We start from the raw sequence: 15,758 nt of genomic DNA, 5'->3' as shown, positions 1-15,758 counted from the left end.
CCGCTCACACCGGGCGTTTTCGCCCCAGCCGGGTCGGGGTCACCGTGCCCGGCGCCAGCCGGCGGGCGGTGACCAGAAACGCGGTGTGGCCGCGCATCGCGTGTTGCGGTCGGACCGCCAGGCCGACGACGTTCCAGCCGCGCTGCAGCGTCTCCCACGCTCGCGGTTCGGTCCAGCACTGCTGTCCGCGCAGCGCCTCCACCACCTCGGAGAGCTGGGTCACGGTGGCGACGTAGATCACCAGAACGCCACCGGGAATCAGCACCCGCGACACCGTGTCGAGCACCTCCCAGGGCGCCAGCATGTCCAGCACCACCCGGTCGATCGATCCGGCCGGCATGTCGCAGTCGGCGACGTCGCCGAGCTTTAGTTGCCAGTTGTCGGGCAGGTGCCCGACGAAGGTCTCGACGTTGCGGCGGGCATGCTCGGCGTGGTCGTCGCGCAGCTCGTAGGAGATCACCCGGCCCTGCGGCCCGACGGCCCGCAACAGCGACAGCGTCAACGCACCCGAGCCGGCGCCGGCCTCCAGCACCCGGGCCCCGGGGAAGATGTCGCCCTCGTGAATGATCTGCGCGGAATCCTTCGGGTAGATCACCTGCGCCCCGCGCGGCATCGACATCACGTAGTCGACCAGCAGCGGCCGCAGCACCAGGAACGGATCGCCGTTGGCGGACTTGACCACGCTGCCGTCCGGCAGCCCGATCACCTCGTCGTGCGGGATGGCGCCGCGGTGGGTGTGGAAGTCGCCGCCGGGGACCAGCACCGTGGTGTAGCGGCGGCCTTTGGCGTCGGTGAACTGGGCCCGGTCACCCGCTTGGAAGATCCCCGATTCGGACACAGCCGCTAACACTAAAGCGTGCGCGACGGACCGGTTGTCGGTGCATGCCCGTATGGTGCCTGAGTATGAGCAGGCCCGCGTTGTCCCCGTCACGCGCGGCTGACTTCAAACAGTGCCCGCTGCTGTACCGCTTCCGGGCGATCGACCGGCTGCCCGAGGCCCCCTCGGCGGCGCAGTTGCGCGGCTCGGTGGTGCACGGCGCCCTGGAGCGGCTCTACGCGCTGCCGGCGCCGCAGCGCGGACCGGAGGCAGCCGTGGAGTTGGTGACCCCGTCCTGGGAGCAGCTGATCAGCACCGAGCCGGGCCTGGCCGAGGGCCTGGACACCGAGAAGCTGCTGGCCGAGGCCCGCAAACTGCTGGCGGGCTACTACCGGCTGGAGGATCCGCGCCGGTTCGATCCGCAGAGCTGCGAGCAGCGCGTCGAAGTCGAGCTGGCCGACGGAACCCTGTTGCGGGGCTTCGTCGACCGCATCGACGTGGCGCCCTCCGGCGGCCTGCGGGTGGTCGACTACAAGACCGGCAGAGCCCCATCGGTCACCGGCCGGCCGTCCGCGGCTTCCGAATCCAAGGCGCTGTTCCAGATGAAGTTCTACGCGGTGGCACTGCTGCGATCACGCGGGGTGCTGCCCGAAAAGCTGCGGCTGATCTACCTGGCCGACGGTCAGATGCTGGACTACTCCCCCGACCACGCCGAGCTGCTGCGCTTCGAGAAGACCTTGATCGCGATCTGGCGGGCCATTCAGACCGCCGGCGCCACAGGCGATTTCCGGCCCAATCGGTCGCGGTTGTGTGACTGGTGCGCGCACCGCGCGCTGTGCCCGGCGTTCGGCGGGACCCCGCCGTCCTACCCCGGCTGGCCGGCCGACGACGCCGCATGACCGGCAGCTACTACCGTCGGGCACCGGGCACCGACGCGGGAGACGTGTTCGAGTCCACGCAGCTCACCGGCAGCGTCTGGGGACCCAATCTGCAGCACGGCTCACCGCCGCTGGCGTTGCTCACTCGCGAAATCGAAAATCTGATCGCGGGCTCCGGCCAGCGGATCGCCCGGCTGGCCCTGGACATTCTGGGCGCGATTCCAGTGGCTCCGGTGCGGGTACACGCGTGGGTGCAGCGCTCGGGCAGGCGGATCCGGCTGCTGGAGGCCGAGATGCGGTCCTGCGACGACGACCGTCCGGTGGCTCGACTGAGCGCGTGGGCGCTGGCGACCACCGACACCACCGTGGTGGCCGCCGATCGGCACCCGCCGCTGCCCGACGGGCCGTCGCTGCCGCCGCCGGCGTGGTTCGCCCAGAGCACCGGCTATGCCCGGTCCGTTCAGTGGCGCGCCCAGCCGAACTCCTCCGACGGCGCCGCGGTGGCCTGGCTGCGTCCCCGGGTACATCTGATCGACGCCGAGCCGACCACCGCCCTGCAGCGGCTGGCGATGGTGGTCGACTCGGCCAACGGCATCGGCGCCGCCCTGGACACCGAGGAATACGTGTTCATGAACACCGACACCGTGGTGCATCTGCACCGGCTGCCGGCCGGAGAAGAATTCGGCTTGCGGGCCCGCGCCTCGATCGGGCCGGACGGCGTGGGCGCGACCACCGCGGAGCTGTTCGACCGCAGCGGGTTCATCGGGACGTCAGCGCAGACGCTGCTGGTGCAGCGACGCTGAACGTCTCACCTCACACGACCGCGGTGAACGCGGCGATCGCGATACCGCCCGCGACCGCGAGACCGTCCTCCAGCAGTGCGATCGGCAGGTCGCGCCCGCGGGATGCGGCCAGGCGGGTGCGGGCCTCATAGCCGCCTAGCGTGCCCAGGACCGCACCGATGACACCCGCCCCGAGCGCCGACCAGGTGTAGGCCCAGGCCGTGCCGATAACGGCGCCCGCAAAGGCGCCCAAGACAAGGCGGGCGGCGAACGACGGCGCTGCCGTGCGGGCCGGTGTCTTGGGAAGTTTGTCGGTGACCAGTTCACCGACTGCCAGCACGGTCAGGATGGCGACGCTCACCGGATGACTCAGCCATTGAACCCAGGTGCCGTCCAAATTGATCCAGTGCAGCGCGGCCGCCCAGGCCACGACCGCCGGCGCCGTCAGCGCACGCAGCCCGGCGACGACTCCGATCAACAACGCGAGCAGCAGCACAAGGAAATGCGTCACTTCGGGCCTCCTAGGATCCCCCGGACGCTAACACGCCGGCACTGCTCAAAATCGGCAGAAGCGAATGTCCGACGCCAGAATGGCCTTGGCTCCGATGGCGGCCAGTTCGTCCATGATCGCGTTGACCTCGCGGCGCGGGACCAGGGCGCGCACCGCCACCCAGTCCGGCTCGGCCAGCGGGGCGATGGTCGGAGACTCCAGTCCCGGGGTGATCGCGGCAGCCTGCTCGAGAGCCGCACGCGGACAGTTGTAATCCAGCATCAGGTACTGCTGGCCGAAAACCACGCCGCGCACCCGGCCCGCCAGCTGATCACGTGCTGCGGCCGTCTGTTGGCTGCGGCCATTCGGCTTGGCGGCCTCGATGAGCACCGCCTCCGAATCGCACAGCGTCTCACCGAAAGCCACCAGGTCATGTTGGCGCAGGGTGCGACCCGACCCGACCACGTCGGCGATCGCGTCGGCCACCCCGAGCTGAATCGAGATCTCCACCGCGCCGTCCAGACGGATGACGGTCGCCTCGATCCCTCTGGCCGCCAGGTCTTTCCGAACGAGGTTGGGATAGGCGGTGGCGATGCGCTTGCCGGCCAGATCCGCCACTGCCCAGTCCCGCCCGGCCGGGGCGGCGTAGCGGAACCGCGACGAGCCGAATCCCAGCGCCAGCCGTTCGCGCACCGGCGCAGTGGATTCCAGCGCCAGGTCCCGGCCGGTGACCCCCAGGTCCAACTCCCCCGACCCGACGTAGATGGCGATGTCCTTGGGCCGCAGGAAGAAGAACTCGACTTTGTTGGTCGGATCGATGACGGTCAGATCCTTGGCGTCGCTGCGGCTGCGGTAGCCGGCCTCGGCCAGCATCGCCGCGGCGGATTCACTGAGCGCCCCCTTGTTGGGGACCGCGACACGCAACATGCTCACAGCTTCCGGTAGATGTCGGACAGCGTCAGCCCGCGCGAGATCATGAGCACCTGGGTCCAATACAGCAGCTGGCTGATCTCCCCGGCCAGGGCGTCGTCGGACTCATGCTCGGCGGCCATCCATACTTCGCCGGCCTCTTCCAGAATCTTCTTGCCGACGGTGTGCACCCCGGCGTCCAGCGCGGCGACGGTGGCGCTGCCGGCCGGCCGGGTGGCGGCGCGCTCACCGAGTTCGGCGAACAGCTCCTCGAAGGTCTTCACGAGCAGGGATTGTTTCATGCGCCATCAGCGGCAGTCACGGCGGTTTCCGGCGCCGGCCCGCTGCGGTCCGGCCAGATCGGCGTGGATTTCGGCCAGGCCCGCCGGCTCGAGACCGGCCAGGGTGGTCACCTGACGACGCCGCGGCCCGGGCGGCACCGGGATCGCATTGGGCGCCACCAGCACCGCGCAGCCGGCCGCCTCGGCCGCCGCCGCGCCGGTCGGCGAGTCCTCCACCGCCAGACACCAGCGCGGATCCAGCTCCAGCAGCTCGGCGGCCCGCAGGTAGGGATCCGGTGCCGGCTTGCCCCTGCCCACCTCATCGCCACAGACCACCGCTGCGAAGTAGTGCCGGCCGATGGTGTTCAGCGCCCGCTCGGCCAGCACCCGCGGGGTGTTGGTCACCAGGGCCATCGGCACCGCCGCCGCGGTCAGTCCGTCGAGCAGCTCGCGGGCACCGTCGCACCAGGGCAGGCCGGCGTCGAAGAGCCCGGCGGTGTAGTCGTGCAGCCAGTGCGCCGACTCCGCCATCGCCGCCGCGTCGAGCGGCAGCCCCAGATCGTCGTAGACGATGCGCATGGTGTTCTCCGCGCAACCGCCGACGGTGGCCGCCCGGACCTCCGGGGTCAGCACCCCGCCGAGGCGGTCATAGAGGGCATCCATCGCGACATCCCACAGCTTCTCGGAGTCGACCAGGGTGCCGTCCATGTCCCAGAGCACCGCGCGCAGAGCTCAGTCCTCCGGGTTGTAGCCGAGGTTGGAGCCAAGCCAGCGCTCGGCTTCGGGCAAAGTCCAACCCTTGCGCTTCGCGTAGTCGGCGACCTGGTCTTGGGCCAACCGGCCGATCACGAAATACTGCGACTGGGGGTGCGAGAAGTACAGGCCGCTGACGGCGGCGCCGGGCCACATCGCCATCGAGTCGGTCAGCTCGATCCGGGTCCGCTCCTGGACGTCCATCAACTTCCAGATCGTCGCCTTCTCGGTGTGCTCCGGGCAGGCCGGGTAGCCCGGCGCCGGGCGGATGCCCTGGTACTTCTCGGCGATGAGTGCCTCGTTGTCCAAGGCCTCGTCCGGCTGGAATCCCCAGAACTCCTTGCGAACCCGCTGGTGCAACCGTTCGGCGAAGGCCTCCGCCAGCCGGTCGGCGACCGACTCCAGCAGGATCGCGCTGTAGTCGTCGAGGTCCGCCTTGAACTCCGCGATCTTCTCGCCGCTGCCGAGCCCCGCGGTGACGGCGAAGGCGCCGATGTAGTCCGCCAGACCCGTTTCCTTCGGGGCGATGTAGTCACCCAGCGACCGGTTCGGGATGCCGGCCCGGTGCGCACCCTGCTGGCGCAGGTTGTGGAACATCGTCAGCACCTCGGTACGGGACTCGTCGGTGTAGACCTCGACATCGTCGCCCACCGCGTTGGCCGGGAAGAACCCGATCACCGCGTTAGCCGTCAGCCACTTCTCCTCGATCGCGCGGTCGAGCATCTGCTGGGCGTCGTCGTACAGCTTGCGGGCGGCCTCACCCGAAGCCGGGTTGTTGAGGATGTCGGGGAAGCGGCCCTTCATCTCCCACGCGTTGAAGAACGGCTGCCAGTCGATGAACTCGCGCAACTCGGCGAGGTCGTAATCCAGGAACTCCCGGACACCGAGGCCCTGGACGGGCACCGGCGGTGTGTAGCCGTCCCACTCGATCGGCGTCCGGTTCGCACGCGCCTTCTCCAGCGGCACCATCGGCCGCTCGTTCTTCTGGGCGTGCCGTTCCCGCAACGACGCGTAGTCGGCCGCGGTCTGCTCCAGCAGCGCCGGCCGCTGCTTGTCGTCGAGCAGCGCGGCAGCGACCGGCACCGAGCGGGACGCGTCTTTGACCCAGATCACCGGACCGCTGCGCCGCGGCGCAATCTTCACCGCCGTGTGGGCGCTCGAGGTGGTCGCGCCGCCGATCAGCAGCGGGATCTGAAGACCTTCGCGTTCCATCTCGGCGGCGAAGCCGGCCATCTCCTCCAGCGACGGGGTGATCAGGCCGGAGAGGCCGACCATGTCGGCGTCGTACTCGTTGACCGCGGCCAGGATCTTGTCGGCGGGCACCATCACACCGAGGTCGATGACGGTGTAGTTGTTGCACTGCAGCACGACCCCGACGATGTTCTTGCCGATGTCGTGGACGTCGCCCTTCACGGTCGCCATCACGATCGTGCCGTTGGTGTGATCGCCCTCGCCGGGCTGCTTCTCCGCCTCGATATACGGCAGCAGGTACGCCACGGCCTTCTTCATCACCCGGGCCGACTTCACCACCTGGGGCAGGAACATCTTGCCCGCACCGAAGAGGTCGCCGACGACGTTCATGCCGTCCATCAACGGACCCTCGATCACCTCGATCGGCCGGCCGCCCGCGGCGGAGATCTCGGCCCGAAGCTCCTCGGTGTCTTCGTCGACGTTTGCGTCGATGCCCTTGACCAGGGCGTGCGTGATCCGTTCGCGGACCGGGAGGCTGCGCCACTCGGCTGCCGCGGGATCTTCGGCCTTCTCGGAGGAGTTGAACCGTTCGGCGATCTCCAGCAGCCGTTCGGCAGCATCCTCGCGACGGTTCAGCACGACGTCCTCGATGCGCTCCCGCAGTTCGGGGTCGATCGAGTCGTAGGGCACCAGCGCTCCGGCGTTGACGATGCCCATGTCCAGGCCGGCCTTGATGGCGTGGAACAGGAACACCGCGTGGATCGCCTCGCGGACCGGGTTGTTGCCCCGGAACGAGAACGACACGTTCGAGATGCCGCCGGAGATGTGCACCCCGGGCAGGTTCTCCTTGATCCAGGCGCAGGCCTCGATGAAGTCGATGCCGTAGGTCGCGTGCTCCTCGATGCCGGTCGCCAGCGCGAAGCAGTTCGGGTCGAAGATGATGTCCTCGGCCGGGAAGCCGACCTGCTCAGTCAGGATCCGGTAGGCGCGCCCGCAGATCTCCTTGCGGCGCTCCAGGTTGTCGGCCTGGCCCTGCTCGTCGAAGGCCATCACGACGACGGCGGCGCCGTACTTGCGGCACAGCCGTGCCTCGCGGATGAACTTCTCCTCGCCCTCCTTCATGGAGATCGAGTTGACGATCGGCTTGCCCTGCACGTTCTTCAGGCCCGCCTCGATGACCTCCCATTTGGAGGAGTCGATCATCACCGGGACGCGGCTGATGTCCGGCTCGGCCGCAACCAGTTTGGTGAACCGGTCCATCGCGGCGACGCCGTCGATCATGCCTTCGTCCATGTTGATGTCGATGACCTGCGAACCGACCTCGACCTGCTGCAGGGCGACCGACAGCGCGGTGTCGTAGTCCTCGGCCTTGATCAGGTTGCGGAACCGGGCGGAGCCGGTGATGTTAGTGCGTTCACCGATGTTCACGAACAGCGAGTCGTCGGTGATGTTGAGCGGTTCCAGGCCCGCGAGCCGGGTGGCCAGCTCGATCCTGGGCAGCGCGCGCGGTGGCTTGCCCTCGACGACCTTGGCGATCTCGGCGATGTGCTCCGGCGCCGTTCCGCAGCAACCCCCAACCAGGTTGACCAGGCCGGCCTCGGCGAAGTCGGCGATGTAGCCGGCCTGACGCTCCGGGGACTCGTCGTACTCGCCAAAGGCGTTGGGCAGCCCGGCATTCGGGTAGCAGGAAATGTGGGTGTCAGCGATCCGCGCCATCTCGGCGATGTAGGGCCTCATCTCCGGCGCGCCCAGGGCGCAGTTGAGGCCCACCGCGATCGGATTCGCATGCCGGATCGAGTTCCAGAACGCCTCGGTGACCTGACCCGACAAGGTGCGCCCGGACGCATCGGTAATGGTGCCGGAGATGATGACCGGCCAGCGGCGTCCGCGGTCCTCGAACAGCGTCTCGACGGCGAACACCGCGGCCTTGGCGTTCAGCGAGTCGAAGATCGTCTCGATGAGAATGATGTCGGCGCCACCGTCGACCAGGCCGTTGGCGGCTTCGAGGTAGGCGGCGACCAGCTGGTCGTAGGAGACGTTGCGGGCACCCGGGTCGTTGACGTCCGGCGAGATCGACGCCGTCCGCGTCGTCGGTCCGAGCGTGCCGGCCACGTAGCGGGGCTTGTCCGGCGTGCTGTATTCGTCGGCCGCCTTGCGGGCCAGGGCGGCACCGGCGTAGTTCAGCTCATAGCTGAAGTCGACCATGTCGTAGTCGGAGAGCGAGATCGCGTTCGCGTTGAACGTGTTGGTCTCCAGGATGTCCGCGCCCGCCTCGAGGTACTCGCGGTGAATGCCCTCGATGATCTGCGGCTGCGTCAGGGTGAGCAGGTCGTTGTTGCCCTGCAGCGGGGACGGCCACTCGGCGAACCGCTCACCGCGGTAACCGGCCTCGTCCGGACGGTCCCGCTGAATCGCCGTGCCCATCGCGCCGTCGATCACCAGGATCCGCGCGCCCAGAGCAGCCGTCAGCTCGTCGGTGGCGTCGGGCCGGATGTTGGGCGCGAAGGTTTCGGGCTCAGGGGCGGTCATGCGGGGTCCTTCCGTGACGGAAGGCGTCCTTAACTCTGTCGAGCGTGGCGGCCACCGGCAGATTCCGGCGAACCGTTGCAACGCCTCTCGACGCAGAAGAGTCTACGTGCTCACCCGGCGCAGGGACGAACGCCCCGATGAACAAGGCGACTCAGCCGGTGGGAGTAGAGCCCGTGATCAGTGCGCACGCCGTAGGCTGACTTTGTGACCCGACCGGATGACGGCACTGCGTTTCCCGAGCTGCACGACACCATTGTGGTGGCCGCATTCGAGGGCTGGAACGACGCCGGCGATGCCGCCAGCGACGCGGTGCAGCACCTGAACGACATCTGGGAGGCCCGGCTCATCGTCGATATCGACGACGAGGCGTACTACGACTATCAGGTCAACAGGCCCGTGATCCGCCAGCTCGACGGCGTCACCCGCGAGCTGGTGTGGCCGTCGATGCGCGTTTCGCACTGCCGGCCGCCGGGCAGCGACCGCGACATCGTGCTGATGCACGGCGTGGAACCGAACATGCGCTGGCGGACGTTCTGCGCCGAGCTGCTGGCGGTCATCGAGCAACTCGACGTCGACACCGTGGTGATCCTCGGGGCGTTGCTGGCCGACACCCCGCACACCCGCCCGGTGCCGGTGTCGGGGGCGGCGTACTCGGCGGAGTCGGCCACCCGCTTCGGGCTGACCGAGACCCGCTATGAGGGTCCGACCGGGATCACCGGGGTATTCCAGGACGCCTGCGTGGCGGCCGGGATTCCGGCGGTGACGTTCTGGGCGGCGGTGCCGCACTACGTCTCGCAGCCGCCCAATCCCAAGGCGACCGTCGCGCTGCTGCGCCGCGTGGAGGACGCCCTGGACGTCGAGGTGCCACTGGGCGATCTGCCGGCCCAAGCCGAGGAGTGGGAGCTGGCGGTCACCGAGATGGCCAGCGAGGACGACGAGATCGCCGACTACGTGGCCTCGCTGGAGGAACGCGGCGACGCCGAGGTCGACATGACCGAGGCGCTGAACAAGATCGACGGCGACGCGCTGGCCGCGGAGTTCGAGCGCTATCTGCGCCGGCGCCGACGCTGAACCGCCGGGCTCATGCGGCGGTCCCAGCTTCGCCTCTCCTACGTCGAGCCTCGCTGAACCGCCGGGCTACTTTTCCTTTTCCCTGGCCTCGTTGTACGCGCTGGTGGAGCGCCCCAGGGCGGCGACTTCGGCGTCCATCCGCGGCACGATGGTGGCAGCGCCCTTGATGAAGGGGGCTTCCACCGGCCGCAGCGTCAACACCGGCTTGAGCCAGCGCAACACCCCCACCCAGCCCGGGCAGTAGACGCGGCGACGACGGCCCTCGATGCCCGCGACGAAGGCGTCGACACACTTGTCGACGGTGGTGGTCTTGTTCAGCGGCCACGGCAGTTTGGCCAGCATCTCGTCGAAGGCCCCCAGATCGGCCTTGGTATCGCGAACCAAGGGGGTGTCGATCCAGCCCATGTGCGCCGAACCGACCTCGACGCCCTGGTAGGCGACCTCCTGGCGCAGCGCACTGGCGAAGTGCTCGACCCCGGCCTTGGCCACGTCGTAGGACGCCATCCCGGCCAGCGGGGTGAACGCCGCCAGCGAGGACACGATCAGCACGTACCCGCGACGCTCGATGACCGACGGCAGTGCGGCGCGCACGGTGTTGAACACCCCGACCACGTCGACGTCGATAACCCGTTTGAACGTCTCGGGATCGACATTCAGCACCGACCCGTAGCTGGCGATGCCGGCGTTGGCCACCACGGTGTCGATGCCGCCGAAACGCTGCACGGCCTGTGCGGCCACCGACTGCATTTCGCCCAGATCCCGCACATCGGCGACCGCGGTCAGCACCCGGTCACCGAGATCATCGGCCAGCTTGTCCAGGGCCGCCCCATCCAGGTCGGTCACCACCACAGAGGCGCCCTGGGAATGCAGCCGGCGGGCCAGCTGCTCGCCGATACCGTGCGCGCCGCCGGTGATGAAGATGACTTGGGAGTGAATCGAAACCATGCGGCCAAACTACCCGCGGCGCGACTCGGGGCTACAGCGCCTAGAGGGATATGCCCAGCAGGGCGTCGACCGCAGTGGCCACAAGGGCGGGCGCGGCGGTGTCGTGACCGCCGTACTCCAGCGCGTCGGTCGCCCAACCATCTACTGCCGCAAGCGCTTTGACGGTGTCCAGGTCATCGGCCAAGTAACGGCGCAGACGCCCGACGACGTCGCCGGCGTCCGGGCCGGCGGGCAGTGCGGTCGCCGCACGCCAGCGCTCCAGCCGGGCTCGGGCGTCCTGCAGCGTCGCTTCGTCCCAGAACCGGTCGCTGCGGTAGTGCCCGGCCAGAAGGCCCAGCCGGATCGCCGCCGGCTCCACGCCCTGGGCGCGCAACTTCGACACCAGCACCAGGTTGCCGCGGCTCTTGGACATCTTGTGCCCGTCCCAGCCGATCATCCCGGCGTGCACGTAGTGCCGGGCGAATCGGCGCTCCCCGGTGAGGGATTCGCCGTGGGCGGCGGAGAACTCGTGGTGCGGAAAGATCAGGTCGGATCCGCCGCCCTGGATGTCGAGGCCGGTGCCGATGCGACTCAGGGCGATCGCAGTGCACTCGACGTGCCAGCCGGGGCGTCCGGCGCCGAACGGCGCGGGCCAGCTGGGTTCGCCCGGCCGGGCGGCACGCCACAGCAGGGCGTCCAGCGGGTCGGTCTTGCCGTCGCGGTCGGGGTCGCCGCCGCGCTCGCCGAACAACTCCAGCATGGTGGCGCGGTCCAGGCCGGATTCGTAGCCGAACTGATCGGTGGCGTCGGCGCGGAAGTAGACGTCCGGGTGCTCGCCCTCGACGATGTAGGCCGATCCGGCGGCCAAGAATTTCTCGACTACCTCGACTACCTCTTCGATGGCCTCGGTGGCCGCCACGTAGTGCTGCGGGGGCAGCACGCGCAGCGCGGCCATGTCGGCGGCGAACAGCTCCACCTGGCTGGCCGCCAGACTCTCCCAGTTCACGCCGTCGCGGTCGGCGCGCTCGAGCAGCGGATCGTCGACGTCGGTGATGTTCTGGACGTAGTTCACCTGATGGCCCGCATCCAGCCAGAGCCGATGAATCAGGTCGAACACCAGGTAGGTGGCGGCGTGGCCGAGATGGGTGGCGTCGTACGGGGTGATGCCGCAGACGTACATGGTGGCCGTCGGGCCCGGCGACACCGGGCGGACCTGCCGGTCGGCGGTGTCATACAGGCGCAGCGCCGGGCCATGCCCGGGCAGGGCCGGAACAGCCGGCGCGGACCACGATTGCATGCCCTCGACTGTAAAGCCCGCTCTCTACAGGACTGTCCGCCGCATCGCGTCCAGCAGCACGGGCGCCACCTCGGGCCGGCACATCAGCAGGTCGGGCAGGTAGGGGTCGGGGCGGTTGTAGCGCAGCGGCGACCCGTCCAGCCGGGTGGCGTGCAGGCCGGCCGCCTGCACCACGCCGGCCGGGGCCGCCGAATCCCACTCCCACTGCCCGCCGGCGTGCAGGTAGGCATCCACGTCACCGCGCACCACGGCCATCGCCTTGGCGCCCGCCGAACCCATCAGCACCGGCTCGACCGGCAGAACCGCCCGGATCAGGCGCACCACCGCGGGCATCCGGGTGGCGCTGACCGCGACCCGGATCGGGATCGGGGTGCCGGCCGGCTCGGCGCCCGAGGTGACCGTGTCGGTGCGGAAGACGACGTTGCCGTGCGCCGGCAGCGAGACCGCGGCGTCGGTGATGGCACCCGGGCCGGCGCCGTCGCGCTGCCACAGCGCGATGTGCACCGCCCAGTCGTCGCGTCCGGGCGTGGTGAACTCGCGGGTGCCGTCGAGCGGGTCGATGATCCAGACCCGGTCGGCGTGCAGCCGGGCCAGATCGTCGGGGGATTCCTCGCTGAGCACGGCGTCGTCGGGGCGTTCCTCCCGCAGCCGGTCGAGGATCAAGCGGTTGGCGCGCGCGTCCCCGGCGTCGCCGAGGCGCCACGGGTGGCCGAATCCCACCTCGTCGCGAACTTCGAGCAACAGCTTTCCGGCCTCGACTGCCAGTTCGGCGGCCAGCGCCGCGTCGGTCAGCGTCACGTGGAAAGTATCCCCGACCACGCCGGGGCGGCCGCTGCCGAGCCGATCAGAACGCCGGCCACGGTATGGGCCGATCACTGTTCGGGCCGGGCATTACCGGGTGCTCCAGCAGGTCTGCCACCCGGCCGCGCAGCGCAGCGATCTCGGCGAAGGTCAGATGCGGCTCCAGGGACGCCGCCAGCGGGCCGTCCAACGCCTCGGCCAGCGCGGAGACCGCCTGCAGCGTCTCGTCGTCGACCGGTTTGCCGGCCCAGCCCCACAGCACGGTGCGCAACTTGTCGTGGGTGTGCAGGCCCACCCCGTGGTCCACGCCGTAGACGACGCCGTCGGTGCCGCACAAGATGTGCCCGCCCTTGCGGTCGGCGTTGTTGATCACCACGTCGAAGACCGCGATGCGGCGCAGCCTGGTGTCGTCGGCGTGCACCAGCACGACCGGGTCGCCGGCGTAGTCGTAGGCCCGCAGTACCGACAGGTAGCCGGCCGGGATCTTGCCGACCGGGATCAGGTCGACCAGGCCCGGCGTGGGCCCCGGATCGGGTTGGTCCACCCACAGCTGCGCCATTCCCGGCCCGGCCGGGCCATCCCGAATAATGGTGTAGGGCACCAGGTTCCAACCCAGCTCCACCGAGATCAGGTGTGCGGCGAGCTCGCGACCGGCCAGGGTGCCGTCGGGGAAATCCCACAGCGGCTGCTCGCCGGCGATCGGCTTGTACACGCAGTGGACGCGGTGCTCCCCCAGCGTCGCCTCGCACAGGAAGGTGGCATTGCTCGCCGAGCGGATGCGGCCCAGGATCTCCAACTCCCCGGAGCGCAACGCCTCCCGACCGTCAGAGCTCGGCGTCATCGGGCTCATCGTCGGGCCCGAAAGCGCCCCGCCGATAGCCGTTGGTGCGGACGCAGATGTGACCGGCCGGATCCAGCGGTTCGTCGCATAGCGGGCAGGGCGGGCGGCCCGCCGAGATGACCCGGTTGGAGCGGGTGGCGAATTGCCGCGCCGACTCCGGCGTCAGGAACACCCGCACCGCATCCGGGCCCTCCTCGGTGTCGTCGAGCACCACCGAGGCATCGAATTCGGTATCGCTGACCGCGAGCAGCTCCACCACCACGGTCTGCGCCTCGGAGTCCCAACCCAGCCCCATGGTGCCGACCCGGAATTCGGCGTCCACCGGCGTCACCAGCGGGTTCAGGTCCTCGATCTCGGTGGGCTCGGGCGGTACGGGCGTACCGAAACGACGGTTGACCTCCAGCAACAGCGCACCGATCCGCTCGGCGAGCACCGCAACCTGCTGCTTTTCCAGCACCACCGAGACCACCCGCTCGTCGTGCACCGCCTGCAGGTAGAACGTGCGATTCCCGGGTTGGCCGACGGTCCCGGCCACGAAGCGGTCGGGAGTGCGGAAGACGTGGATTGCTCGGGACATGGCATCTCCAAAATACCGGCAGTCGGCAACCACACCGGGATCTGCGTGGACTAGGTGGTGGACCCGCCGACGACGGCGTCGCTCGACGAGCCGTCGGCGGGCGGCGAATCCTTGACGGCGGCGGCCAGCGAGGGCCCGGTGTGGTTGAGATGGATGACGAACGGGCGCAACGGCGTGTAGCGGATCACGCTCGCCGAGGCCGGGTCGGCGACGATGCGCTGGAACCCGTCCAGGTGGACGCCGAGTGCGTCGGCGACGACGGCCTTGATGACGTCACCGTGCGTACAGGCCAGCCACAGCACATCGCCGCCGTGCTGCTCGGCCAGCTGCCGATCATGGTCGCGGACCGCGGCGACCGCCCGGGTTTGAACCTGCGCCAAGCCCTCGCCGTCGGGGAACACCGCCGCGCTGGGCTGGGCCTGCACCACCCGCCACAACGGCTCGCCGGTCAGCTCGCTCATCTTGCGCCCGGTCCAGGCCCCGTAGTCGACCTCGGCGAGCCGGTCGTCGATCACCGGTTCCAGCTCGAGCGCGGCGGCCAGCGGTTCCAGGGTGCTGCGGCAGCGCAGCAGCGGTGAGCGCACCAGCGCCTTGATCGGCAGCCCGGCGAGCCGGTCGACGAGCTGTGCGGCCTGCTCGCGACCCTTCTCGTCGAGGTCGACGCCTTCGGAACGCCCGGCCAACACGCCGGCGGTGTTGGCGGTGGAGCGGCCGTGCCGCAGCAGGATGGCGGTCATGGCTGGGCCGCCAGCACGCCGGTGGCCAACAGAACCAGGATCGTCGTTCCGGCCAGGACCCGATACCCGACGAACCAGTACATGCTGTGGGCGACCAGGAACCGCAGGAACCAGGCCACCGCCGCCCAGCCCACCGCGAAGGCGATCAGGGTGGCCACCAACAGTTGCGGCCCGCTGGCGCTCATCCCGGCACCGGCCGGGTGAAACGCGTCGGGAAGTGAGAACAACCCGGAGGCGAACACCGCCGGAATGGCCAGCAGGAACCCGAAGCGGGCGGCCAGTTCCCGGTCCAGGCCGGCGAACAGCCCGGCGCTGATTGTCGCGCCGGACCGCGACACCCCGGGCACCAGTGCCAGGGTTTGCGCGGAACCCACCAGGACGGCGTCGCGCCAGGTCAGCTGTTCGGCGTGGCGAGTCTGCCGCCCGAAGTACTCGGCGGCGGCGATCACCGCCGAGAACACCACCAGTGCGGTGGCCACCACCCACAGGTTGCGGACCCCGGAGCGGATCTGGTCGGTGAACACCAGCCCCAGCACGCAGATCGGGATGGTGCCGATGATGACGTACCAGCCCATCCGGTAATCGGTTCGGCGGTCGGCGGCCAGCGGGGTCTTGGTCATCCCCGAGGCGACCCCGGACAGCCAGGCCGTGGCGATGCGCGCGATGTCCTTGGCGAAATAGACCAGCACGGCCACTTCGGTACCGAGCTGGGTCACCGCGGTGAACGAGGCTCCGGCGTCGCCGGCGAAGAACAGCCGCGACACCAACGCCAGGTGTCCCGAGGACGAGACCGGCAGAAATTCGGTGAGTCCCTGGACTACCGCCAGGACGACGACCTGGGGCCATGACATCGCCGGCTCGAGTACCGACACGACCTCAG

General features: G+C 69.5%; 16 protein-coding genes. 3 read left to right on the top strand and 13 right to left on the bottom strand.

Annotated features, from left to right (window positions below; all coding sequences use genetic code 11):
* Window positions 1-4: 4 nt before the first annotated feature.
* Window positions 5-838: a tRNA (adenine-N1)-methyltransferase gene (locus tag AC5Y31_RS06005; protein WP_065023604.1), complete on the bottom strand. Its 834-nt coding sequence runs from the start codon at window positions 836-838 to the stop codon at window positions 5-7.
* A gap of 65 nt (window positions 839-903) precedes the next feature.
* Between AC5Y31_RS06005 and AC5Y31_RS06000 the strand changes: the two genes are divergently transcribed.
* Entirely contained in the window at window positions 904-1,716 is an 813-nt protein-coding gene (locus tag AC5Y31_RS06000) for a RecB family exonuclease (protein WP_499978829.1), read from the top strand.
* On the top strand, window positions 1,713-2,498 hold the full coding sequence (locus tag AC5Y31_RS05995; protein ID WP_499978827.1) for a thioesterase family protein: 786 nt from the start codon (window positions 1,713-1,715) through the stop codon (window positions 2,496-2,498). The genes AC5Y31_RS06000 and AC5Y31_RS05995 overlap by 4 nt, the downstream gene beginning before the upstream one ends.
* A 10-nt stretch (window positions 2,499-2,508) precedes the next feature.
* Here the strand turns inward: AC5Y31_RS05995 and AC5Y31_RS05990 are convergent, their stop codons facing one another.
* From AC5Y31_RS05990 to metH, 5 genes are read right to left on the bottom strand one after another with little or no spacing between them, the layout of a single operon-like run.
* Window positions 2,509-2,988: a glycine zipper 2TM domain-containing protein gene (locus tag AC5Y31_RS05990; RefSeq protein ID WP_499978824.1), complete on the bottom strand. Its 480-nt coding sequence runs from the start codon at window positions 2,986-2,988 to the stop codon at window positions 2,509-2,511.
* 45 nt (window positions 2,989-3,033) lie between these two features.
* Complete coding sequence (gene hisG / locus AC5Y31_RS05985) at window positions 3,034-3,894, bottom strand: ATP phosphoribosyltransferase (protein WP_109470691.1); 861 nt, start codon at window positions 3,892-3,894, stop codon at window positions 3,034-3,036.
* Window positions 3,895-3,896: 2 nt separating this feature from the next.
* Window positions 3,897-4,178, bottom strand: a complete 282-nt coding sequence (locus tag AC5Y31_RS05980; RefSeq protein ID WP_065023599.1) for a phosphoribosyl-ATP diphosphatase — start codon at window positions 4,176-4,178, stop codon at window positions 3,897-3,899.
* A 6-nt stretch (window positions 4,179-4,184) separates the two neighbouring features.
* A complete protein-coding gene (locus AC5Y31_RS05975; protein ID WP_499979010.1) occupies window positions 4,185-4,886 on the bottom strand; it encodes an HAD family hydrolase in 702 nt (233 codons plus the stop codon).
* Window positions 4,887-4,889: 3 nt separating this feature from the next.
* The gene (gene metH, locus AC5Y31_RS05970) at window positions 4,890-8,630 is read right to left on the bottom strand and encodes a methionine synthase (RefSeq protein WP_499978822.1); all 3,741 of its coding nucleotides are present in this window, start codon (window positions 8,628-8,630) and stop codon (window positions 4,890-4,892) included.
* Window positions 8,631-8,834: 204 nt separating this feature from the next.
* Between metH and AC5Y31_RS05965 the strand changes: the two genes are divergently transcribed.
* The gene (locus tag AC5Y31_RS05965) at window positions 8,835-9,701 is read left to right on the top strand and encodes a PAC2 family protein (protein WP_065023596.1); all 867 of its coding nucleotides are present in this window, start codon (window positions 8,835-8,837) and stop codon (window positions 9,699-9,701) included.
* 66 nt (window positions 9,702-9,767) lie between these two features.
* Here the strand turns inward: AC5Y31_RS05965 and AC5Y31_RS05960 are convergent, their stop codons facing one another.
* The 7 genes from AC5Y31_RS05960 to AC5Y31_RS05930 are packed head-to-tail and all read right to left on the bottom strand — an operon-like array spanning window position 9,768 to window position 15,729.
* Window positions 9,768-10,646 (bottom strand): SDR family oxidoreductase, encoded by an 879-nt coding sequence (locus tag AC5Y31_RS05960; RefSeq protein ID WP_499978818.1) that lies wholly within the window; start codon window positions 10,644-10,646, stop codon window positions 9,768-9,770.
* A gap of 40 nt (window positions 10,647-10,686) precedes the next feature.
* Entirely contained in the window at window positions 10,687-11,922 is a 1,236-nt protein-coding gene (gene mshC, locus AC5Y31_RS05955) for a cysteine--1-D-myo-inosityl 2-amino-2-deoxy-alpha-D-glucopyranoside ligase (protein ID WP_499978816.1), read from the bottom strand.
* Between the two features lie 24 nt (window positions 11,923-11,946).
* Window positions 11,947-12,720 (bottom strand): 3'(2'),5'-bisphosphate nucleotidase CysQ, encoded by a 774-nt coding sequence (locus AC5Y31_RS05950; protein WP_082966333.1) that lies wholly within the window; start codon window positions 12,718-12,720, stop codon window positions 11,947-11,949.
* A 46-nt stretch (window positions 12,721-12,766) separates the two neighbouring features.
* Window positions 12,767-13,564: an SCO1664 family protein gene (locus AC5Y31_RS05945; RefSeq protein WP_499978812.1), complete on the bottom strand. Its 798-nt coding sequence runs from the start codon at window positions 13,562-13,564 to the stop codon at window positions 12,767-12,769.
* The gene (locus AC5Y31_RS05940; protein ID WP_065023591.1) at window positions 13,548-14,141 is read right to left on the bottom strand and encodes a DUF3090 domain-containing protein; all 594 of its coding nucleotides are present in this window, start codon (window positions 14,139-14,141) and stop codon (window positions 13,548-13,550) included. Before AC5Y31_RS05940 ends, AC5Y31_RS05945 begins: the two co-directional genes overlap by 17 nt.
* 50 nt (window positions 14,142-14,191) lie before the next feature.
* Window positions 14,192-14,878, bottom strand: a complete 687-nt coding sequence (locus tag AC5Y31_RS05935) for a histidine phosphatase family protein (RefSeq protein WP_065023590.1) — start codon at window positions 14,876-14,878, stop codon at window positions 14,192-14,194.
* A complete protein-coding gene (locus tag AC5Y31_RS05930; RefSeq protein WP_301637146.1) occupies window positions 14,875-15,729 on the bottom strand; it encodes an undecaprenyl-diphosphate phosphatase in 855 nt (284 codons plus the stop codon). Before AC5Y31_RS05930 ends, AC5Y31_RS05935 begins: the two co-directional genes overlap by 4 nt.
* Between the last annotated feature and the right edge of the window lie 29 nt (window positions 15,730-15,758).

This window comes from Mycobacterium sp. NGS18 (genome assembly GCF_059813185.1).
Note: the sequence above shows the minus strand (reverse complement) of the source record. Positions and strands in the feature narration are given on the sequence as shown.